The organism is Kribbella sp. HUAS MG21 (assembly GCF_040254265.1).
GTDB lineage: Bacteria > Actinomycetota > Actinomycetes > Propionibacteriales > Kribbellaceae > Kribbella.
Genome location: NZ_CP158165.1, coordinates 7825897 through 7848092 on the forward strand (window position 1 = coordinate 7825897; position 22196 = coordinate 7848092).

The 22196-nt window shown below is 69.8% G+C and carries 18 protein-coding genes; 7 read left to right on the plus strand and 11 right to left on the minus strand.

Annotated features, from left to right (window positions below; translation table 11 throughout):
• Positions 1-95 precede the first annotated feature (95 nt).
• The gene (locus tag ABN611_RS37750) at positions 96-221 is read left to right on the plus strand and encodes a hypothetical protein (protein WP_350281738.1); all 126 of its coding nucleotides are present in this window, start codon (positions 96-98) and stop codon (positions 219-221) included.
• 489 nt (positions 222-710) lie between these two features.
• Complete coding sequence (locus ABN611_RS37755) at positions 711-4061, plus strand: S8 family serine peptidase (protein WP_350277097.1); 3351 nt, start codon at positions 711-713, stop codon at positions 4059-4061.
• 55 nt (positions 4062-4116) lie between these two features.
• On the opposite strand, the gene ABN611_RS37760 is transcribed toward ABN611_RS37755, so the two are convergent.
• Genes ABN611_RS37760 through ABN611_RS37775 form a run of 4 tightly spaced genes read right to left on the minus strand, consistent with a single transcriptional unit; the run spans position 4117 to position 8502 of the window.
• Complete coding sequence (locus ABN611_RS37760; protein ID WP_350277098.1) at positions 4117-4989, minus strand: carbohydrate ABC transporter permease; 873 nt, start codon at positions 4987-4989, stop codon at positions 4117-4119.
• On the minus strand, positions 4986-6044 hold the full coding sequence (locus ABN611_RS37765; RefSeq protein ID WP_350277099.1) for a sugar ABC transporter permease: 1059 nt from the start codon (positions 6042-6044) through the stop codon (positions 4986-4988). Before ABN611_RS37765 ends, ABN611_RS37760 begins: the two co-directional genes overlap by 4 nt.
• Positions 6041-7279 carry an extracellular solute-binding protein gene (locus ABN611_RS37770; RefSeq protein WP_350277100.1) on the minus strand — a complete coding sequence of 413 codons (1239 nt, stop codon included), beginning with the start codon at positions 7277-7279 and terminating at the stop codon, positions 6041-6043. The genes ABN611_RS37765 and ABN611_RS37770 overlap by 4 nt, the downstream gene beginning before the upstream one ends.
• Positions 7276-8502 carry a hypothetical protein gene (locus tag ABN611_RS37775; protein ID WP_350277101.1) on the minus strand — a complete coding sequence of 409 codons (1227 nt, stop codon included), beginning with the start codon at positions 8500-8502 and terminating at the stop codon, positions 7276-7278. Before ABN611_RS37775 ends, ABN611_RS37770 begins: the two co-directional genes overlap by 4 nt.
• Before the next feature lie 101 nt (positions 8503-8603).
• Between ABN611_RS37775 and ABN611_RS37780 the strand changes: the two genes are divergently transcribed.
• Together ABN611_RS37780 and ABN611_RS37785 are read left to right on the plus strand one after the other, a co-directional pair.
• The gene (locus ABN611_RS37780; RefSeq protein ID WP_350277102.1) at positions 8604-10322 is read left to right on the plus strand and encodes a glycoside hydrolase family 36 protein; all 1719 of its coding nucleotides are present in this window, start codon (positions 8604-8606) and stop codon (positions 10320-10322) included.
• A gap of 10 nt (positions 10323-10332) precedes the next feature.
• Positions 10333-11337, plus strand: coding sequence for a LacI family DNA-binding transcriptional regulator (locus tag ABN611_RS37785; RefSeq protein WP_350277103.1), 1005 nt, complete (start codon positions 10333-10335; stop codon positions 11335-11337).
• Here the strand turns inward: ABN611_RS37785 and ABN611_RS37790 are convergent.
• Complete coding sequence (locus ABN611_RS37790; RefSeq protein ID WP_350277104.1) at positions 11270-12499, minus strand: MFS transporter; 1230 nt, start codon at positions 12497-12499, stop codon at positions 11270-11272. The two genes, ABN611_RS37785 and ABN611_RS37790, sit on opposite strands and share 68 nt — an antisense overlap.
• A 67-nt stretch (positions 12500-12566) precedes the next feature.
• Between ABN611_RS37790 and ABN611_RS37795 the strand changes: the two genes are divergently transcribed.
• Genes ABN611_RS37795 through ABN611_RS37805 form a run of 3 tightly spaced genes read left to right on the plus strand, consistent with a single transcriptional unit; the run spans position 12567 to position 15241 of the window.
• The gene (locus ABN611_RS37795; RefSeq protein WP_350277105.1) at positions 12567-13544 is read left to right on the plus strand and encodes a DUF5937 family protein; all 978 of its coding nucleotides are present in this window, start codon (positions 12567-12569) and stop codon (positions 13542-13544) included.
• A 26-nt stretch (positions 13545-13570) separates the two neighbouring features.
• Positions 13571-14227, plus strand: coding sequence for a hypothetical protein (locus tag ABN611_RS37800; protein ID WP_350277106.1), 657 nt, complete (start codon positions 13571-13573; stop codon positions 14225-14227).
• Between the two features lie 45 nt (positions 14228-14272).
• Positions 14273-15241: a DMT family transporter gene (locus ABN611_RS37805; protein ID WP_350277107.1), complete on the plus strand. Its 969-nt coding sequence runs from the start codon at positions 14273-14275 to the stop codon at positions 15239-15241.
• Between the two features lie 8 nt (positions 15242-15249).
• On the opposite strand, the gene ABN611_RS37810 is transcribed toward ABN611_RS37805, so the two are convergent.
• The 6 genes from ABN611_RS37810 to ABN611_RS37835 form a co-directional block, all read right to left on the minus strand.
• Positions 15250-16401, minus strand: a complete 1152-nt coding sequence (locus tag ABN611_RS37810; RefSeq protein WP_350277108.1) for an alanine--tRNA ligase-related protein — start codon at positions 16399-16401, stop codon at positions 15250-15252.
• A gap of 216 nt (positions 16402-16617) precedes the next feature.
• Positions 16618-17736: a glycosyltransferase family 4 protein gene (locus ABN611_RS37815; RefSeq protein ID WP_350277109.1), complete on the minus strand. Its 1119-nt coding sequence runs from the start codon at positions 17734-17736 to the stop codon at positions 16618-16620.
• Positions 17733-18980, minus strand: a complete 1248-nt coding sequence (locus ABN611_RS37820; protein WP_350277110.1) for a M48 family metallopeptidase — start codon at positions 18978-18980, stop codon at positions 17733-17735. Before ABN611_RS37820 ends, ABN611_RS37815 begins: the two co-directional genes overlap by 4 nt.
• Complete coding sequence (locus ABN611_RS37825) at positions 18973-20472, minus strand: hypothetical protein (protein ID WP_350277111.1); 1500 nt, start codon at positions 20470-20472, stop codon at positions 18973-18975. The genes ABN611_RS37820 and ABN611_RS37825 overlap by 8 nt, the downstream gene beginning before the upstream one ends.
• Before the next feature lie 86 nt (positions 20473-20558).
• The gene (locus tag ABN611_RS37830) at positions 20559-21620 is read right to left on the minus strand and encodes an NlpC/P60 family protein (protein ID WP_350277112.1); all 1062 of its coding nucleotides are present in this window, start codon (positions 21618-21620) and stop codon (positions 20559-20561) included.
• A 324-nt stretch (positions 21621-21944) separates the two neighbouring features.
• A complete protein-coding gene (locus ABN611_RS37835) occupies positions 21945-22175 on the minus strand; it encodes a hypothetical protein (protein WP_350277113.1) in 231 nt (76 codons plus the stop codon).
• Between the last annotated feature and the right edge of the window lie 21 nt (positions 22176-22196).

The window sequence follows — 22196 nt, forward strand, 5'->3', positions numbered from 1 at the left end:
AGCATGCATGCGCAGCCTTGTATGCCCGCCAATGACCGACATGCCGGTTCTGGCACGCGAACGCGTACGGCGAAGGCGAGGAGTGGCAACTACTGCTGAAGACCACAGATGCCAGGTACGCCGAGCTTGAGGCGAACCTTCGAGAGCGGCATCCGTGGACAACCCGGAGATTGGCGCGGTGGCAATCGTGCGGGGAGCGACGGCGTACTTCGGCTGGCTAGTGGCACATGCCGGTCATCGTCCCCTGCCGACGCGACCTGCGAGCGGTCGGTCAGCCGGACTGCGATCGCTACCGGCTGGCCATCACCAGCCAGTCCCATTCCCGGCCGCGTCGCGATAGCCCGTTGTCGCCACGCGGGCGGTGGCCCGCAACGTCCGGCGGTAGCCGGAAGCAATCGGCGTCAGCCGGAAACGGATGTACCGCGCTAAGCGGGAGCGGACGGAGTGGGCGCGGCGAGGGGCGGTGCGACGAGGGGAGCGGGCGCGTAGCGCGCGTGGGGGTTCTCTTGCTGGTGAGTGGTTGTACGGGTGGGCGGCTGGGCATAGCCTCTGGGCAGGCAGGCGCCGCTGGGGTGCCGGCCGCTACGCCGGTACCCGGGGGGGTTCGGTCACTGGACTGAGGGGTTCGCTGCGCGACGACCTGGGGGGTCTCCTGACGTTCTGTGCTGCCTGCTGCGGTGACGGCGTTCCGTCTCGATGGAGGCCCGTGCATGAGGTCACCGAATCACCGAAGGAGTACCAAGCGCACTGTCACGGCCGGGGTGTCCGCCGGTCTGCTGGTCGCAGCGCTGCTGCCCGCGATGACCGCGGCGGCCGCCGACCCGTCCCCCACCGCGCCGAACGGCCGGCCCTGGACCGCCACGCCGCTGACCGTCGCCAGCACGGTGTACGGCGCGAAGTCGCCCAGCGGGCAGCTCGCGAAGAGCGACCCGGCGCTGCTGAACAGCACGCCCGCCAAGCAGGTCCGCGTGGTCGTCAAGCTCGACTACGACTCACTGGCGGCGTACCGCGGCGGGATCAAGGGCCTGCCCGGCACCAGCCCGTCGGTCACCGGCAGGCGCCTCGACGTCCGCAGCGCGAACGCGACGAAGTACCTGAAGCACGTGACCACGCTGGAGAACGCGTTCCTCGGCGCGATGCGGTCGAAGGTGCCGAGCGCGCGAGCAGGCCAGCGGCTGCGCACCGTGTACGGCGGTATCGCGCTGAGCGTGCCGGCCAACCAGGCGCGTGAGCTGCTCAAGCTGCCGGGTGTGGCCGCAGTACAGCAGGACAACCCACAGCAGCTGCTGACCGATTCCAGCGGCAACTTCATCGGCGCCCCGGCGATCTACAACCAGCTCGGCGGCTCGGCGAACTCGGGCAAGGGCGTCGTCGTCGGCATCCTGGACAGCGGCGCCTGGCCGGAGCATCCGTCGTTCGCGGACCCGGGCAACCTGCCGGCCCCGCCGGCGAAGGCCGACGGTACGCCGCGCACCTGCGACTTCGGCGACAACCCGTTGACGCCGGCCACGGACGTCTTCGCGTGTACGAACAAGCTGATCGGCGGCGCGCCGTTCCTGGAGACGTACAACGCGGTGATCGGCGGCGACGTGTACCCGGACAGCGCGCGGGACTCCAACGGCCACGGCACGCACACCGCGTCGACGTCGGCCGGTGTGGCGGTCGCGAACGCGAACCCGCTGGGCATCGCGCGCGGCGCCATCGCGGGCATCGCGCCGGCGGCCGCGGTCTCGGTCTACAAGGTCTGCGGCGCCGAGGGGTGTTTCCCGTCCGACTCCGCGCAGGCCGTCGCGCAGGCGATCCTCGACGGCGTCCGGGTGATCAACTTCTCGATCTCCGGCGGCAGTGACCCGTACAGCGACCCGGTCGAGCTCGCGTTCCTGGACGCGTACGCCGCGGGCGTGTTCGTCGCCGCGTCGGCAGGCAACTCCGGTCCGGGCGCGAACACCACCGACCACCGCGGCCCCTGGGTCACGACCGTCGCGGCATCCACGCAGAGCCGGACCTTCCGCTCGACCGTGAACCTGTCCGGCGGCGGCGCGAACGCCACCGTCTCCGGCGCGTCCGTCACGGCAGGCATCGGTACGCCGGCACCGGTCGTGCTCGCGTCCGCTCCGCCGTACAGCAATGCGCTCTGCACCACACCGGCGCCGGCTGGGCTCTTCACCGGCAGGATCGTCGCGTGTGAGCGGGGCCCGAACCGCGTCCTCAAGGGCTTCAACGTCCTGCAGGGCGGCGCGGCCGGGATGCTGCTGTACAACTCCACACCGCTCGACGTCATGACCGACAACCACTGGCTGCCGACCGTGCACCTCGACGATCCCGAGGGCGACGCGCTGCTGGCGTTCCTCGCGGCGCACCCGGGCACCACGGCGTCGTTCACGCAGGGAACCAAGAGCACCTGGCAGGGCGACGTGATGACGACCTTCTCGTCACGCGGCCCCGGCGGCGACTTCCTGAAGCCGGACGTCACCGCGCCCGGCCTGCACATCATGGCCGGCCACACGCCGACACCCGAGTCCCCGGCCGAAGGACCGTCCGGGAACCTGTACCAGGTGATCGCCGGTACGTCGATGTCGTCGCCGCACGTCGCCGGTTCGGCGGCACTGGTGCTCGCGCTGCACCCGTCGTGGACGCCCGGCCAGGTCAAGTCGGCGCTCGAGACGACCGCGAAGACCTCGGTGACGAAGCAGGACCGCGTCACCCCGGCCGACCCGTTCGACTACGGCGGCGGGCGGATCGACCTCACCAAGGCCGGCGATCCCGGTCTGACCCTGGACGAGACCGCGGCGAACTACGCGCTCTCGGCCACCGACCCGCTGAACCGGATCGACCTCAACCTGCCGTCGGTGAACGCACCGACCATGCCGGGTCTGATCACCGCCGAGCGGACGGTCACCAACGTCTCCAACCAGACGCTCACCTTCACCGCGAGCGGTACGACGGTCAGCGGCGCGAACATCAGCATCCTGCCGCCCACGTTCCAGGTGAAGCCGGGCAAGTCGCAGAAGCTGACGATCACGATCACCGCGCCCGACGTACCCGACGGCCAGTACTTCGGTCAGGTCAACCTGAAGCAGATCGGCGGCAGCCGTCAGCTGCACCTGCCGGTGGCGTTCTTCCGCCAGGAGGGCATCGTGCCGGTCGACCAGACCTGTACGCCGTCCACCATCGCGCGGAACACCGGCGAGTCGACCTGCACCGTGACAGTGCAGAACAACAGCTTGCAGACCACGGACGTGACCGCGGTGAGCACGCTGAGCTCGCAGCTGCGGCTGAACAGCGTCACGGGCGCGACCAGGATCGGCACGCAGATCGCGACCAAGACGGCGACTCTGGCCGGGCGGCAGCCTGACAGTCCGGGCATCGCACCGGGCGAGTTGTTCGGGTACATCCCGCTGGATTCCTTCGGTGTCACGCCGATTCCGGTCGGGGACGAGGAAGCGGTGAACTTCAACGTTCCCCCGTTCCGGTACGCCGGGCAGACGTACAACCGGATCGGGGTCACCTCCGACGGCTACAGCGTCGTCGGCGGGACCACGTCGAACGACGACGTCCAGTTCCTGCCGCAGACGCTGCCTGATCCGGCGCGGCCGAACAACGTGCTGGCGTCGTACTGGACCGACCTGGACGGCACCGGCGCACCGGGGATCTTCGCGACCACACTGACCGACGGGACGAACACCTGGATCGTGCTGGAGTCGCGGCTGCACCTGTTCGGTACCACCAGCCTGAAGGTGTTCCAGCAGTGGATCGGGGTCAACGGCACCGAGGACATCACCTACGCGTACGACCCCGGCAACCTGCCCGGTGATCCCGGTTCGGCGTTCGGGCTGACGGTCGGCGCCGAGAACTTCGAGGGCACGGCCGGCGACCAGATCTCCGGTGCGCCGGTCACGGACTACCGGATCACGAGTACGCCGGGAGCCCCGGGTGGCTCGATGACCTACTCGATGAACATCAGGGGTGTGCAGAAGGGCACCGGCACCGTGACGACCGGAACCTCCACGCCACTCGTCAAGGGCATCACGATCGAGGTCGACAAGATCGTCGTCAACTAGACCAACTCGAGTAGCACCGTTCCCGGGCCGGACCCTCGCGGGGTCCGGCCCGGACTCACTTGCCGCCGGTGAAGGTGATGCCGTTGGTGAGCTGCTTCTGCGCGGCGAAGAAGATCACCAGGCACGGGATCGTGATCAGCACCGAGGTCGCCATCAACAACGGGGTGTCGGTGCCGTTCACGGACTGGAAGCCGGCCAGCGCGAGCGGCAGCGTCTTCCACTGGTCGGAGTTGATGTAGATCGCCGGGCCGAGGAAGTTGTTCCAGTAGCCCATGAACAGCAGGATCGAGACCGCCACCACGGCGGGCCGTGCGAGCGGCAGGTAGACCAGCAGGAACATCTTGAACCAGCCGCAGCCGTCCATCACCGCGGCGTCGGCGAGCTCGGACGGCATCCGGGAGAAGAACTGCCGGAACAGGAAGATGTAGAACGGCGATCCGAAGAACGCCGGCAGGATCAACGGGTACAACGTGTCCACCATGCCGAAGTTGTTGAACAGCATGAACTGCGGCACCATCGTCACCTCCCCCGGCAGCAGCATCGTCGCCAGGACGACCGCGAACAGCACCCCGGCGAACCGCACCCGCAGCCGCGCGAACGCGAACCCGGCGAGCGAGCAGGAGAACACCGTCCCGGCGATCGGGATCAGCGTGGTCAGCACCGAGTTCAGCGCGTACCGCCAGAACGGGAACGACGTCACCGCCCGGACGTAGTTGTCCCAGAGGAACTCGTGCGGTACGACGCTCGCACCCGAGCTGCCCACCCCCGCGAGCGAACGCAACGACGTCGCGATCATCCACAGGAACGGGTACACGAAGACCAGCGAGCCCAGCACCAGGACGAGGTACAGCACGATCGTGAGCCCGACGTTGCGGCGCCAGAACGGCCGGTCGGCCCGCAGGACCAGGGGTTCCGCGACAGCGGTCATCGACGCCTCCGTTTGCGCCCGGACCGTCCGGATCCGGATAGTTCGGTTTCGTAGTACACGGCGAACGCGCTCCCGCGCAGCGTGACCGCGGTCAGCGCGAGGATGACCGCGAACAGGATCCAGGCCAGCGCCGACGCGTACCCCATCCGGAAGTTCTGGAACGCGTTGTCGTAGAGGTAGTAGACGAAGAACAGCAACGAGTCCTTCGGGCCGCCGTTCGCGATGAAGCCCTGGGTGAAGATCTGCAGCGAGCCGATGATCCCGGTGAGCGCGTTGAACAGGATGATCGGCGACAGCTGCGGCAGCGTGACGTGCCAGAACTGCCGTACCGGGCCGGCGCCGTCGAGCGCGGCCGCCTCGTACAGGTTCGACGGCACGTCCTTCAGGCCGGCCAGGTAGATCACCATCGCGCCGCCGACCGTCCACAGGCTCATCAGGATCACGGTCGGCAGCGCCCACGACGCGTCGTTGAACCAGCCCGGCCCTTGGATGCCGAGGTGCGCGAGGACGTCGTTCGCGAGGCCGTACTGCGGGTTGAACACCCACAGGAACAACACCATCTGGGCGACACCGGAGACCAGCGACGGCAGGTACCAGACGGTCCGGAAGAACCGCATCCCCGGGAGGTCCGTGTTCAGCAGCAGCGCGACGAGGAACGCCAGCGCGGTCTGCAGCGGGACGCTGAGCACGGCGTACAGCAGAGTCACCTTCAGTGCCTGGGCGACCTTCGGGTCCTGGAACGCCTCCGTGTAGTTGGCCAGGCCAACGAACTTGGGCGGCGTGATCAAGTCCCACGAGGTCAGGCTGACGTACACCGACGACGCCATCGGGCCGACCGTGAACAGCGCGAACCCGATCAGCCACGGCGAGACGAACAGCCAGAAGGCGATCGTCTTGTCCGCCCGCGGCCAGCGCCGCCGCGCCCCGTACGCCGCCAGCCCGATGACGGCGTACAGGACGATCAGCAGCAGCAGGAACGGGACCAGCGGCACCAGCACGGCGGGGACGCCCCAGGACGCCGCGACGTCACGGATCCAGCCGACGGTCGGATTCATCGCGCGAGGGCCTGCGTGCACTTCTCGGCGAGCTGCGGCAGGATCTTCGCGACGTCGTCCTTGCCGGTGCCCAGCGCGGTGTAGCTGGTCATGCCCTTCTCGGCGTCGCCGGACAGCTGCGCCTCCTTGGCGACCGAGACGCCGACCTGGCCGGTCTTCAGCGCGGTGGTGAACGCGGCCAGGTTGCGCTCGGCCGGGAGCACCTTCTCCAGGGTCGGCGCGGACGCCTCGATGATCGGCACGCCGAGCGCGGTGTTGCCCTGGATCAGCTGGTCCTGGGCCGCCGGCTGGGTGCTCACGAACTCGACGAACTTCTTCGCGGTCTCGAGCTGCTTGCCGGTCGCGGTCTTCGCGATCCCGAGCCCGTCGACCTCCATCGGGAACCCCTTGCCGGGGACCGGTACGAGCGTCCAGTTCGGCTTGCTGATCTTCGCGAAGTCGGCGACCGTCCACGGCCCGAAGTCGCTGAACGTCGCGAGCCGGCCGGCCGCGAACCACTGCGCCTGGTCCTGGCCCTGGATGTCGGTCGACGTCGGCGCGTAGCGGTTCTTCTGCATGTCGACGACGTACTGCGCCGTCTTGACGCCGGTCTCGTCGCCGAAGGTGCACTGCGTCCCGTCGGCGTTGTAGTAGCCGCGGCCGGCCGCGGTCAGCCACCCCCGGTACCAGAGGTTGCTGGAGCCGTAGACGCGGGCCTTGCCGTCGCCGTGCGAGAGCTTGGCGGCGATCGTCTTGAACTCGTCGAGGGTCAGCGGCGTGGTTGCGCTCGGCAACGGGAGGCCGGCGGCCTTGAACGCGTCGGTGTTGATCGCCATCACCTTCGGCTTGGCGGCGAACGGCATCGCGTAGTACTTGCCCTCGTACTGCATCGCGGACGAGATGTTCGGTTGGACGTACTTGGCCGGGTCGACGGTCTGCTCGAGGAAACTGGGTGCGAACCCGGCCAGGCTGGTGTTGCTGATCTCCATCACCGTCGACTGGGTGCCGGCCGCGATCGAGGTCTGCAGCTTCTGCTCGTAGTCGGACTGGATCCAGTTGGTGGTCACCTTGGTGCCCGGGTTGGCCTTCTCGAAGGCGGCGGCGATCGCCTTCAGCGACGCGGCCTCGGAGTTCGTGCCCCAGAACGCGAAGCTGATCTCGGCGGTGTCGCTCGCCTGGTTCGACGCGGGGGCGTTGCCGGTGGCGCAGCCCGCGGCGAGCAGGACGGCGGCCGCGGTGGGCAGGAGTTTCTTCATGAGCGGTCCTTGGACTGGACGACCCGGGCGGTGCCGCCGGGTGCGAGGGAATGGGTCTCGGTACCGACGGTCACGGTGAGCGGCCCCGGGCCGCTGTGCACGGTGATCTCGGTGGTGTGCTTGCCTTCTTGAGCGATGCGGAGGTCCCACGCGCCGACCGCGACATGGTCGGCGACCAGCGTGCCGATCTCGGCGGGCAGTTGGGAGGTGATGCCGAGCGCCGCGTTCGGCGCGTCCGGGCGCAGACCGAGCAGCCCCGCGACCAGATGCTCGACGACCGTGAACGAGATCTCCGGATAGTCGTCGCGGCTGTCGATCAGGTGCTTCGTCCAGCGCCAGGCGGACTCGTCGCGGCCGTGCCGGAACAGCAGCTCCGGCCAGTAGCTGAACGACTCGATGTTGAGCGGAGGGTGCGTCTCCATCTGCCGCTCGAGGTAGTCGAGGAAGCGCTCGTTGCGCTCCCCCGTACCGCTGAGGCCGAACAGCGGCACCAGCGTGTGCGACTCCAGTCCCCAGCTGAAGTCCAGGCCGTCCTTGGTGACGCCGCGGGCGAAGTGGTCCCCGTTCCACCAGTCCTCGAGGAACAGCTTCTGGATCCGGTCGGCCTCGTCGTGCCGGCCGAGCTTGCGGAGCGCGCCGTACTGCGCGGCGAGGCCGTCGCCCGCGATCAGCAGCGGCGCCTCCCGCTCGTTGTAGGTCGCCGTACCGAGGAAGATGTCCGCGGTGCCGCCGGCCTCGGGGATGCCGTCGCCGTCGGCGTCGTGGGCGGCGACGAACTCGCCGACGCTGTGCTCGTAGTACGCCGCCAGGTCCGGGTCGTCGATCCAGCGGCGGTCGCCGGTCCAGTCGTACTGTTCCAGCGCCCGGTAGGTCAGGTCGAACACCGCGGGGATCTCCCGGACGAAGTGCTCGTCGTCGCGGTAGTCGAGGTCGGCGATCCGCCCGTCGAACAGGAAGGCCCAGAGCGGGAACCACTTCCGGGCCGGCGTCGCGGAGCGGGCGAAGTGCCGGAACATCGCGAAGTTCTCGGCGTCCAGGCCGAGCAGGTGCGCGCCGGCGGCCTGGTGGCAGACGTCGCGCGAGTAGAACATCGGCCGGGACGGGTAGCCGGCCCAGTAGGACGGCAGGTTGCCGTCGCCGGTCCGCACCCAGGCGAGGGCCCGGTCGCGGGCCCAGGTGAAGGCGTCCTCGACATACGCGAGGTCGGAGCTGACAGCCAGCACGGCGTCTCCTCGGGAATCGGATATTAGCGGTAAAACTAGAGACGCCGGTCAATTCCGTCAATACCTTCTTGGCGATGGATTTTACCGCTATAGTCCAGGACGTGACGACATTCGAGATCCGCTCCCCCGACGGTCGTACCACCCGCACCGGCACCCTGAGCGGGGCGGCCGCGATCACCCCACGCCCACCCGCGGAGCCCGGTGTCCTCCGGTACGACGTGACAGCGCACGGGGCCGTGACGCTGCGGTGGACCTGGCCCGCCGAGGAGGCGGTGACGCTCTGGCAAGCGACGCAGGACTCGCGGCGCAACCTTCCGACCGACTGGGGTGCCAACCGCGAGGTCCGCTCGGTCCGCTCGGCGCCGGTGGCGACGCTGGTCGACGCACAGGACCGCGGATTGTTGACAATCTCCTTGTCGTCGAACGTCCGCGGCTGCGACTTCGCGGTCGGCGTGAACGAGGAGACCGCGGAGCAGCTGATCGAGCTGACCGTGACCGACGTCGAGGGCGACGGCTTCACGCTGCGGATCGACCTGCGGGACCAGCACTTCGCGGAAGCGCTCCGAGCCGTGACGACCGAGTGGGCGGGCGAGCTGGGCGACCGGATCGCGCCGGTGCCGGACGTCGCTCGGCAGGCGATGTACTCGACCTGGTACAGCGACCATCAGCACGTGTCCGCCGAGTCCGTCGAGCGGCACGCCCGTGCGAGTGCGACGTACGGCACCGAGGCGGTGATCGTCGACGACGGCTGGCAGACCGACGACACGCGGCGCGGGTATGCGTACTGCGGGGACTGGGAGCCGACCAGCAGCACGTTCCCGGACATGGCCGCCCACGTCCGGCGCGTGCACGAGCTCGGCCAGCGCTACGTGCTGTGGCTGGCACCACCGCTGATCGGCGTGCACTCGAAGGCGTGGGAGCACCTCCAGGACCGCACCCTCGGCTTCGCGGACGGCGAGGTCGTCGCGGTTCTCGATCCGCGCTACCCCGAGGTCCGCGAGCACCTGCTCGAGTGCTGCATCCGCCCGGTGCGCGACTGGGGCGTCGACGGGTTGAAACTCGACTTCATCGATTCCTGGGCGCGGGACGACGTACCCCCGGCGCCGGACGGCGACTGCGCGTCCGTCGACGAAGGCGTGGAGCGGTTCCTGCAGGCCGTCACCGACGAGCTGCGCGGCCTGCGACCGGACGTACTGATCGAGTTCCGGCAGGACTACGTGAACCCGCGGCTGTGGCAGTTCGGCACGTTCCTGCGAGCCGGCGACTGCGCGCTCGACCCGGTCGAGAACCGGGTCCGCACGATCGACTGCCGGCTGCTGGCCGGTGATCGCGCCGTGCACTCGGACATGCTGATGTGGCATCCGGCGGCCTCGCCGGAGAACGTCGCGCTGCACTTTGTCAACGCGTTGTTCAGTACGCCGCAGGTGTCGATGGAGCCGGACGCGCTGTCGCCGGACCACGAGCGGGTCGTGCGCCACTGGCTCGGGTTCCAGCGCGATCACGCCGACGTGCTGCTGCACGGCGTACTGCTGCCGTCGCGACCCGACGCGCGCTACACGCAGGTGCGAGCGGTCGGCGCAAACGAGACGATCGTCGCCGTGTTCACGAACCCCGTGGTGCGGGTAGAGGAGTCGTGCACCGTGCTGGTCAACGGCGGCGCCGAGCAGCGGCTGTACGTCGAGGGCGCCGCAGGTCGACCGGTCGACCTCGTAGTGTCTGACTGCTCGGGGCGCGAGGTACACCGCGAGACGATGACGGCGCCGGACGTGTGGGCGGTCGACGTACCGGTGGGTGGACTGGCCCGGATCGTGCTGGACTGAGGGGGATCGATTGGCTGCGGAGAAGCCGCGACGGACGACGGTCGCGGATGTCGCGAGGCTGGCCGGCGTGTCGGCGATGACGGTGTCGAACGTGCTCAACGCACCGCACCGGGTCGCACCGCCGACCGTCCAGACCGTGCGTGCCGCGATCGAGGAACTCGGCTACATCCCGAACCACGCGGCGCGGGCATTGTCGTCCGGCCGCAGCCAGGTGATCGGCCTGCCGCTGTACTTCGACGACGAGACCGACGGCGACTCCGAGAACCCGGGGCTCGGCGGCTTCCTGCACGGCCTGCTCGGCGGTCTGGTGAAGGCGGCCGCGGTCTCCGGGTACGGCGTGCACGTGGCGACGCCGACCGACGGCGCGACCGAGATCGCGCTGTACGAGAAACTCATCGCGGCGCGCCAGGTGGACGCGATCGTCGTCCTCGAGACGATGCCGCACGACGAGCGGATCGAGTTCCTGAGCCGGCGGCGGTTCCCGTTCGTGGCGTTCGGGCGGACGGCGGCGGAGCACCGGCAGTGCTGGGTCGACGTCGACAACGAGGCCTCGATGGCCGGGATCGCGGCGCATCTGCGCTCGACGGGACGGGAGCGGGCCGTGTACCTCGGGACGGACAGCCCGCTGCCGTGGGTGCATCAGCGGCAGGACGGGTTCGTCCGGGAGTTCCCGGCGACGGTGGCCCGATCGTTCGGTTCGCTGGAGGCGGTCGCGACGTACGTCGAGGACGTGGAACCGCCCGACGTCTTCGTCGCGGACAACGACGCGTTCGCGGTGGTGGCGATGCGAACGCTGCAACGGCGCGGAATCACCGTCGGCCGCGACGTCGCCGTCACCGGCTTCAACGACTTCCCCTTCGCAAGCATGCTCGACACACCACTGACCACAGCCCGGATCCCGCTGCAGGACATCGCGAAGTGCCTGTTCGAGCGTGCGCTGCGGGAGATCAGCGGCGAGCCGGACGAGCCCGGTCGCCTGGTGACGGCGCCGTTGGTTGTGCGCGCGAGTGCGTGAGGGCCTGGCGGCCGATCAGTAGGGTGGTTGCCGTGCCGACGACTCCGGCGGCGGCGATCGTGAGGTTCGGGGCGACGAACGAGCCGACCACGCCGCCGAGGGCGATGCTGACGCCCTGGATCGCCATCAGGCCGCTGGTCTGGACGGTGAACAGGCGGCCGCGGTACGCCGGATCGACGGACTCCAGGATCAGCGGATCGACGCCCTGGTTGAACGCGTACCCTGCCCCGGAGATCGCGAGCAGAACCGCCGCCACCGGGATCGGCGGCGCGGCCAGGAATGCGATCGCGGGCAGCTGACTGCCCAGCAGCAGCGGGACGACGAGCCGTCGCCGCACGGAAGGGGTGAACCGCGCGACGACGAGCTCGCCGAGCACCCCGCCGACCGCATACCCGGTGAACAACGCACCGGCGGCCGCGGCGGCGGTGCCGACCTGGGCCGTGTAGGCCACGGCGAGCCCGTCCGGCAGGGACGAGAACGCCGGCGCCACCCAGGTCAGCAGAATCAGGCTGCGCAGCTTCGGGTCGGCGAACACCAACTGGAGCCCGGCCCACGAGTCGCGGACCGCGTTGCTCCTCCGCTCCCCCGGCGGCGTGTACGGCGTGCCAACCCCGATCAGCACCGCCGACGCCACGAACGTGACGACCTCCACGACCAGCAGCCACCGCGCGCCGATGGCCGCGACCGTGATCCCGCCTACCGCGAATCCGGTCAGCACGGCCGTCTGACCGATTGCCCGCAGCAACGACCGGCCGACCGGGAACAGGTCCTGCGGCAACAGGTTCGCCAGACTGGCCGCGCGGGCGCCGGCGAAGATCGGCGCGATCATCCCGGTGGCGAGTAGCAGCCCGAGCAGTCCCGCCACCGGCATCCCCGGCAGCAGCATGGCGGCCACACACATCGCACTGAGCAGGTCGCACACGACCAGCACGCGCCGCGCCGGGAACCGATCCGTCATCGACGAGAACAGCGCGCCGCTGACGGCGTACGGCAGGAACGAACACACCAGGACCAGTGCCGACAGCAACGGTGAACCGGTGCGTTCGAAGATCAGGATCGAGAGCGCCACCTGCGCGCCGACCGTCCCGAGCATGGAGACGGTGTGCGCGGCGTACACGGCCCGCATACCGGGAAGCCGGAGAACAGCGCGATAGGACCTCACGACGCGAGCCTGCAGCACGCCGGTCCAAGCAGCGTAGACTTTTGGTTGTGGCCGAAAGTTCGGTGCGATGACGGTACTGCGCTTCACCCGCGCCGACGCGCTCCGCTGCCGGTTCGGGGCCTCGCCGTTGTGGGAGACGATGTCCGCGGTGCGGGTGCTGAACGGCTCGAAACACCGGCCGCTGTACGGCGAATGGGTCGCCGCGAAACGGCAGGCGGCCGCCGAGCTCGACCTGCGCGGGTTGAAAGCCGTGCAGCCGCGCGTCGGCTTCACGCCCGACTTCCTGACGCCGCCACCGAAGGCCTCCCGGGCGAAGTTCGCGACCGAGATCGCGCGCGTCCGCAGTACCCCGCTGGAGAAGGTGCGGTCCGAGCTGATCCGGTCGCGCGACGAACTGAACAACCCGGCCGCGCGCGAGATCGACAAGATGCTCACGGATCTGACTGGAACCCGTGAGCGGCTCGCGGACGAGATCGAGGCCGCCTGGGAGGCCCTCATCAAGCCGGACTGGCCGTTGATCAGCCGGGTTCTCGAGGACGACATCGCCTACCGCGGGCAGCAGTTGACCGACGGCGGACTGGCCGGCCTGTTCGACGACCTGCATCCGACCCTGGCCTGGGAGGACGACCGCCTGATCGCCACGCGGTACCGCTCCGAGGACCGCGACCTCACCGGCCAGGGCCTGCTGCTCGTGCCCGGCGTCTTCGCCTGGCCGTACCTCGTGATCGTCGTCGACCCGGCGTACCACCCGACCCTCGTCTACCCCGCCCGCGGCGCCGCCCGCCTCTGGTCCGACTCCCCCGCACCGCCCGACCCGCTGGCCCGCCTGCTCGGCCGCACCCGCGCCACCCTCCTCGTGGCGCTCGACCCGCCCGCCACCACCAGCGCCCTCGCCGCGCAGTACAACCTCGCCCTTGCGACGGTCGCCGAACACCTCTCCGCGCTGTACAACGCCGGCCTCGCGACACGCCGCCGTACCGGCCATCAGGTCCACTACCGCCGCACCGAGGTCGGACAGGCCGTCATCGACGCCTCCGTCGGATAGCGGTCGTCCGGCGCGAGAATGCTGCGGTGACGAACACCTCCAGCAACCGCCACACCCGGCGTTGGCCGGCCTCATTGGCTGTTCTCGCTGTGCTCGTGCTGCAACTGCTGGTTCCGACGCAGATCAACGCGCTGCCGCGGTGGGTGATGCCGGCGCTGGGCTTCCTGTTGCTGGTGCCGCTGGTGTGGACGAACCCGTTCCACCTCCGGCGCGACGAGCCCTGGCTGCGGTGGGTCGAGCTCGTGCTGGTCGCCGTACTGGTTGCCGTGAACGCGTTCTACCTGGCCGGGATGATCTTCTTCCTGAACAACGGGGACGCGAACGAGGGCAAGGTGCTGGTCAAGAGCGCGCTGCTGATCTGGGTGACGAACGTCGTCGCGTTCGCGGTCTGGTACTGGGAGATCGACCGGGGCGGGCCGTTCGCCCGCGCGCCGGAGCACGCCCGGGAGGCCGAGCGGCCGGATCTGCTGTTCCCGCAGATGACGGTCGACCTGCCGGGCTGGAAGGGCTGGCTGCCCGGGTTCACCGACTACCTGTTCGTCTCGTTCACCGCCGCGACGGCGTTCTCCCCCACCGACACGATGCCGCTCTCGGCCCGGACCAAGATGCTGATGGGCGTCCAGTCGGCGATCGCGCTGCTCACCGTCGCGGTGATCGCGGCGCGCGCCGTGAACGTCCTGTGAGATCCCACTCGACAGTCTTGTAATGGGCATGAGACCGTTATGCCCATGTACAGCACGAAGTCGGTGGGGTTGGGGTTCGCGGTCTTCTCCGCGATCACCTTCGGCGGGTCGGGACCGTTCGCGAAGGCCTTGATCGGGGCCGGGATGACCCCGCAGCAGGCGGCCTGGTTACGGATCCTCGGCGCGGCCGCGCTGCTCGTCCCGCTCGTGCTGATCTTCCGCGGCCGCGCGGGCCTGCGCCAGGCGCGCTCATCCTGGAAGTCGCTGGTGCTCTACGGCCTGACCGGGATCGCCGGCTGCCAGACGCTGTTCTTCATCGCGGCCAGCCGGCTGCCGGTCGGCGTGGCGCTGATGCTCGAGTTCTCCGGCCCGGTGCTCGTGGTCGCGTGGCTGAAGTTCGGCCAGAAGATCGCCGTACCGCGCTCGGCGGCGATCGGGGTGAGCATCGCGCTCGTCGGGCTCGCGACCGTGGCCGAGATCTGGTCCGGATTGCGGATCGACCTGATCGGCCTGCTCGCCGGGCTCGGTGCCGCGGCGTGCCAGGCGACGTACTTCATCCTGATCGACAAGCTGACCGGCGCCGCGGATCCGCTGGTGATGACCGCGGCGGGCAGTGTCGTCGGCGCCGTCGTCCTGACGCTGATCGCGGCGCCGTGGGGTACGCCGTGGCACGTGCTCGCCGACACGATCGCGATCGGCGAGCGGCACGCGCCCGGCTGGGTGATGGCCGCGTGGCTGATCGTGGTGAGCACGGTCGTCGCGTACCTGGCGGGCGCGGCCGCCGTCCAGCGGCTGTCCGCTGCGGTCGGCGGCGCGGTCGCGTACGTCGAGGTGGTCGCGGCCAGCATCTTCGCGTTGATCCTGCTCGGCGAGACGCTGCGGACGAACCAGATCATCGGCGGCGTGATCGTGCTGGCCGGCGCCTTCGTGGCCCAGTCGTCGGTGGGGAAGGTCGCGCCGCCCGAGATCCCGGACTCCGACACTCCCCGCACCGACGTTCTCGAACCCATCTAGGTCGTCCTCTAGCGCAGTGAGTCGACGAGTTCCCGCGGCAGGCCGTGGGTCTCGTGCAGGTACTCGTAGTCGGTGTCGTCGAGCGACTTGTGGAACCGCTCGTGGCTCAGCACCCGGCGGCCGCGGTCGAGCAGGTTGCTGAACCGGATCTCCTCGTCGATCAGGATCCGCCGGATCAGCGTCACCGTCTCGCCCTGGTGGAAGTGGCTCAGCGTGTGCTCGAACAGCTCGATCGGCACGTCGGACAGCGAGCGCGACTCGTCGTCCTGCCAGAGGATCGTCAGCATCCGGCGGATCAGCCGGCGCAGCACGTACCCGCGGCCCGTGTTCGACGGATGCACGCCGTCGCCGACGATCACGATGCTCGACCGCAGGTGGTCGATGACGATCCGCTGCGACCGCTCGTCCAGCGTCCAGAGCTTCGGGATCAGCCGCAGCCACGGCTCGAACAGGCTGGTCTCGTACACCGACCGCTTGCCCTCCAGCAGCATCGTGAGCCGCTCGAGGCCAAGACCGGTGTCGATGTTCTGCTGCTTCAGCTCCTCGAGCGACCCGTCGTCGTGGCGGCGGTAGCGCATCATCACGTGGTTCCACACCTCGACCCAGCGGTCGTCGGTGGTCGGCGTCCCCTCGGGCTCGCCGTCGCCGGTCCAGACGAAGATCTCCGAGTCCGGGCCGCACGGACCGGTCGGGCCGTTCGACCACCAGTTGTCGTCGGTGGTCAGCTCGATCGGCAGGCCGAGCTCCTGCCAGGTGCGCAGCGACTCCTGGTCGAGCGGCACCTGCTCGTCACCGCCGAAGACCGTGACGTACAGCTGCTTCGGATCGAGGCCGAAGCCCGTGGTGAGCAGTTCGTACCCCCACCTGAGGGTCTGGCTGCTCCCGTAGTCCCCGAGCGACCACGAGCCGAGCATCTCGAACACGGTCAGGTGGGTCGGGTCCCCCACCTCGTCGAGGTCGGTGGTGCGCAGGCATCGCTGGATGCCGGTGAGTCTGGTGCCGAGGGGATGAGGTTCCCCTTCCAGGTACGGCGTCAGCGGATGCATGCCCGAGGTCGTGAAGAGCACGGGATCACCGAGCCGCGGGATGAGCGTGGACCCGGTCGTCGGGACGTGCTCGCGGTCGAGGAAGAAGTCGATGAAGGTCCTGCTGATGCTCATGGTTCGTGCCCTTGTCGATTGGACCGGAACCAGACCACCGGGGCTACGAGAACGACAACACCGGCGAACCGTTTCCGGTCGCCGGTGGTGGATTCAGGATGTCAGGCCGCGGCAGCCGGAGAGCGATGAGCTCGTACGGCTGCGGCAAGTCGGAACATCCGGTGCATGCCGGCCAGAGTACACGACTCCCGGCGTTCGCTGTCCACCAATTCCTCGTCACACGTCCAGGAGCTCCCGCAGTACCGCTCCGGACCTGGCCCAGGTCCAGTCGGCTGCGACCCACTTCCGCCCCGCCGCGCCGAGGGCCGTTCGGTCCTGCGGGTTCATCAGCAGCTCGGCGATGCGCACACCCACGGCCGCCGGGTTGTACGGGTCGACCAGGTAGCCGGTCTCGCCGTGCCGCACGGTGTCGGCCGCCCCGCCCGCGTCCCCCACCACCACAGGCTTGCCGACGGCCGATGCCTCCAGCGTGACGATCCCCAGTGCCTCCGGCTCCAGCCCGAACCGCCGCGTCCGGCACGGCATCGCAAAGACATCAGCCGCATCGACGTACGGCGGAATCTCGGCCCACGGCACCGCGCCGGTGAACACCACCGCGTCCGCTACGCCGACGCTCGCCGCCAGCTCCTCGAGGTACTCGCGGTCGGGTCCGCCGCCGACGAGCAGCAGCATGGCGTCCGGCACCTCCTGCCGCACGCCCGGCCACGCCCGGATCAACGTGTCCTGCCCCTTGCGGCGGATCAGCCGCGACACGCAGGCGACGACCGGGACCCCGTCGAGCCCGAGGCCCTTGCGGATCTGATCACCACCACAACCCGGCGCGAACCGCTGGGTGTCGACGCCCGGAGTCAGCCGGCGCATCCGCCGGGTCGCTGCCGGCGACAGCGCCGGAGCGATCTGCTCCGCGCACCACGCCGACACCGTCGTCACGGTGTCTGCCGCGTCAGCGATCCGCCGCAGCGCCCGCCGCGCCCCCGGTACAACGGCCCACCAGGTCTCGTGTCCGTGCGTCATCGCGACGATCCGGCGGGCCCCGGCCTTGCGCAGCGCAGGCCCTATCAACCCGAGCGGTGCTGCGGCGCCGAAGACGATGCGGTCGGCGCCGTGCTCGCGCATCAGCTGTACGGCCCGCTTCGTGACCCGGGCCGTCGGCAACAACATCGCCGTACGGTCGCGGACCACCCGGAACGGCAGCGTCGCGTCGTACGCCGTGTCGCCGGGCTCGCGGGAGGTGTAGACGACGACGTCGGGCAGCTCGTCGCACAGCGACCGGACGAACGTCTCGATCCCGCCCTGGCGCGGCGGGAAGTCGTTGGTGACGACGAGGACGGTCATCGTTTCGCCAGCGGTGGGACCGTGGTGCCGTTCTGGGCGGCCCAGGCGCGGCCCATCGCGATCCGCTCGGGCGCCGTGGGGTGGCTGGCGAACATCCAGTACCGCCAGCGGCTCGGAGACAGGCCGGAGATGTTCCGGACGGCCAGGTCGTGCTGCATCGCGGCGAAGTTCCGCGGGTCGTTCGTCAGGCGCAGCGAGTGGTAGTCGGCGCGCGCCTCGATCTTGCGGCTCACCAGGTTCTGCACGGGACTCGCCAGCGTCGTCGCGACCACGACCAGCGCGACGAAGACGCCGATCCGCCGCGGGTCGGCCATCCGGGCCCCGAGCACCAGGTACAGCAGCGTGATGCCGAACGCCGTACCGAGCACTCCGATCAGCGTGCCGTGCAGGACGTCGTCCTCGGCGGCGTGACCGAGCTCGTGCGCGACCACGAGGCGCACCTGGGCCGGCGGCGTGTCCTTCAGCAGCGTGTCGTACACGACCAGCCGCCGCGTGGATCCGAAGCCGGAGACGTACGCGTTGAGGGCCGTCGTCCGCTTCGAGGCATCGGCGACCAGCACGTCCTTGACCGGTACGCCGTCCTCGGCCGCGAGCTGGAGGAAGTCGTTGCGCAGGGCACCGGCCGGCATCGACGTGAACTCGTTGAACCGTGGCTCGATCAGCACCGGGTAGGCGAACGACACGCCGAGCACGAGCAGCCCGGCCGCGATTGCCCCCGGCAACCACCAGCCGCGACGCCGGCGCTTCGCCAGCGCGATCAGGACGACTGCGATCACCGCGACCCCGAGGGAGGTGATCGCCCAGTTGACGCCGCGGTCCCAGACCCACAGCCGCCAGTTCTCCACGGCCAGGCCGTACTTCACGCTGACCCGCTGGGCGAGGACGTCGGTCGGGACGGTGAGCAGGTTCGTGATCAGGGCGATGCCCGCGACCGCGACCGGTACGGCGAGGAACCACGGCCGGATGCGCAGCGCGTCGTACAACCGGCGGCCCAGCGGGCTGAACCCGATCACCAGCGGGACGACCACCGAGATGATCCAGGAGGTGGTCGACCAGCGCAGAATCTCGTGGCGGAACGCGTTCTGGCGGGCGATCTCGGCGGCCGTGAAGTCCAGCGCGGCGTCCGGCTTCGGCAGGTCGATCAGGTGCCAGGGGGTGGTGACGGCGATCGTGAAGACCAGTGCGAGCGCGAGCAGGCCGCCCGCGGCGCGCGGCGCCCACGGGCCGGCGGCCCGCTCAGCCACCGGCGAGCCTCTCGAGGTACTTCTGCCACTCGGCGACGAACTCGGCCTCGGTCGTGCCCAGCACCGACTTGAACGCGTCGGCGAGCCCGGTCGCGCTCTTCGACGCGTGCACGGCCCGGTAGAACTTCACCAGCTTGTCCTCCCCCTCGCGCTCGGCGATCAACCGGCAGGCCAGCCACGCCGACTCGTAGGCCTGCGGCAGCTCGGTGGCCGAGGCCGCGAACGCCTCCGTCGACGGCAGCGCCGGCGGCACGTGCCCGGCGCGCACTGCCTTGAAGAGCTCCTTCGCCGCCGACTCGTCCTGCACGGGTACGGCGTTGAACGCGACGTAGTCCGCGAAGCCTTCGGCCAGCCACAACGGGACCGGCGACGCGGTCGCGGTCGATGCGACGTGGGTGGTCTCGTGGGTGAGCACGATCCGGCGGCCCTGCTTGCCGAGCTCCTCGAACAGTTTCGGGTTCGCCACGATCCGTACCGGCGCGCCGACGGCCGGCGTGTCGAGCTCGGCCATCGTGACGGCCGCGATCTGGGTGTAGGTGTTCGGGCGGGCGCCGAGGACGGCCTCCATCTGGGACTGCTTGGCCGGCAGGTAGACGACGACCTTCTGCCGCCAGCTCCGGCCCCAGACCTTGCTCACCGACTCGACCGCCTTGTCGGCGACCGGGACGTAGCTGCGCGCCTCCGACTCGGACTCGAGGCTGATCACCAGGCTGTGCTCGCCCTTGGCCACGTCGAGCGCGCCGAGCGTCCACACCGGCCGCCGCTGCCCGGCGACGAACCGCTCCGAGAACGACGCGGCGTACGTCTTCCCGTCGCGCGTCACGAACGTCACCGGGAGGGTCTCGCGCGCCGCCTTCACGTCGTACCCGGCGAGCTGCCAGGACACCTCGACCTGGGCGAGCCAGGACTGTGTCCCGCCGAGCTCGGCCTGCCGGTCCGGTGTCAGCGCGCCGATGTCGTCGCTCACGTAGCGCAGCTGGAAGGTGCCGAGCGGGAGCGCGGCCAGGTTGCTGAAGATCGTCCGCGCGCTGGTCCGGAAGGCGGTCGCCTTCGGGTCGATGGTGTTCAGGAACTCGCCGCGGTCCTCGTTCTCGATGGCGTCGGCCATCTTCTGCAGCACGGCCTCACCGGCCACCGCGCGCTGGACGCCGGCCTGCGCCTGGTCGGGCGTGGTCGGGCTCGCGGACGGGGGTGGCTGCGCGGCGGGAGCGTTCGGGTCGGCCGGGGCGTTCGCGATGTGCTGCAGGCCCGCGTACCCGGCTCCGGCGACGAGGCAGACCGCGAGGCCGAGCGCGACCTTCTTCAGGATGGGCCCGAACGGCGGACGTCCCGGACCGTCGGCGTACGACGCCCGCCCGGACGGCTCCCGCCCGTGATCGAGCGACTCCTCTGGGTCACCGGCCGACGGGATCATGGGCAGCGGAACCGTATCGCCCTGCTCGTCGATCACCTCGGCCCCTCGCTGCTCACCTGCCCCAGTCAGGCGGGACACCCGGCCACCACCGACACTACGGCATCCCAAACCAATCGGCTCCGGGGATCTCTCCCCGGAGCCGCAGAGTATGTCAAGGTCGCAGGTCAGCCCGGACGGCTGGCGCCGCTGTACGGCATCGTGTCGATCGAGGTGATCGTGACGCTCTTGCCCGGGCGGGGCGCGTGCACCATCCGGCCGTTGCCGATGTACATCCCGACGTGGGTGATCGGCGAGTAGAAGAAGACCAGGTCACCGGGCATCAGCTCGGACTTGCTGATCCGGCGGCCCTCGTTGATCTGTGCCTTCGAGGAGTGCGGCAGCGAGACGCCGGCCTTGCCCCAGGCGTAGAGGGTCAGCCCGGAGCAGTCGTAGGAGTTCGGCCCCTCGGCGCCCCAGACGTACGGGTCGCCCATCTGGGACAGCGCGGCGTTGACCGCGATCTTCGCGCGGCCGCTGGCCGGCACGTTCGGCAGGTCCTCGTCGTCGCCGGTGCGCTCGCCGTCCCGGCTCGGGCGCTGGGCGCGCGCCTCCTCGGCCTCTTTCTCGTTCTCTTGCTCGATCCGCCGGCGCTCGGCGTCGCTCAGCTTGTCGAGCACGCCCTCGGCCTTGTCGAGGTTCGCCTGCACCTGCTTCTTGAACGCGTCCTGCTTCGCCTGCACGGCCTGCAGCGCGGCGAGCTCGGTCTGCTCGCTGGCCTGCAGGTCGGTGAGCTTGCCCTGCGCGACCTGGTAGCGACGCAGCGCCGAGGTCTGCTGGCCCGCGAAGGCCTGCGCGGTGGACGCCTGGCTGAGGAACTGGTCCGGGTTGTTCGACAGCAGCAACTGCGCCGTCGTGGAGATGCCCGAGGTCTGGTAGCCGGCCACCGCGAGGGAGCCGATCTGCCGCTTCACCGCGTCCACCTGGGCCTGCTGCTTGGCGATCCCGGCCTGCAGCGCCTTGACCCGGACGGTCGAGGCACTGATCTGGCCGCGCAGGTCGTTCGCCGACTCACCGGCCACCTCGGCCTGGTGCTGGAGCTCGGCGACCTGCTTCTTCGCCTCGTCCAGGGTGGGCTTCGGGTCGGCGCCCGCGGCTCCCTGGATGAAGATCACGCCAGCGGCGACGGCGGTGCTGGTGATGGCGGCGAGGGCGATTCCCTTGGTGCGGTTGATGCGTCCGATGGACACAGCCCGGTCGGTCCCTTCCTCTGCTCGCGCCGTCCCCGTTGACCAGGCCGGCCGCGGACGTCACGTCCGCGGAATCCGCCGGATCACTCCCTCGGCTTACCGCTGCCCGGTCGGCCGGAGCAGCCGACACCCTGAGGCAACGAGAGGTAACAGTAGTGACCGTTTCGTGACCAGTGCAATTCGCCCCTCGGGTTTGATGGAAAATTAACGAAGCCGGTTCGCGGCCGGACGGCCGTTTCGCCTTGCCCCGCAGGGGTTTCGGCCACGCCGGGCAGCACCGTCGGCGCGCAAAGGTCCTGACAAGGACCGGCGTGTCGAGCGGCGTCAGCCGGTCTGTTCCTTCGGGACCGCGTCCGGCTCGACGCTCTCCACCGCGTGCACCAGGCGCAGCGGCGGCACCAGGCCCGACTCGGCGAGCGCGTCCAGGGCGGCCTTCTCGTCGTCGTCGATGCGCAAGCTGCCGGACCGTTCCTCCGAGAACCCGAGCACCACGGTAACGACGCAGTCCTGGCAGCCCGGACCCTTCATCACACAGGCGTCACAGTCGATCAGCACAACATCCTCCAAAGGGGGAAG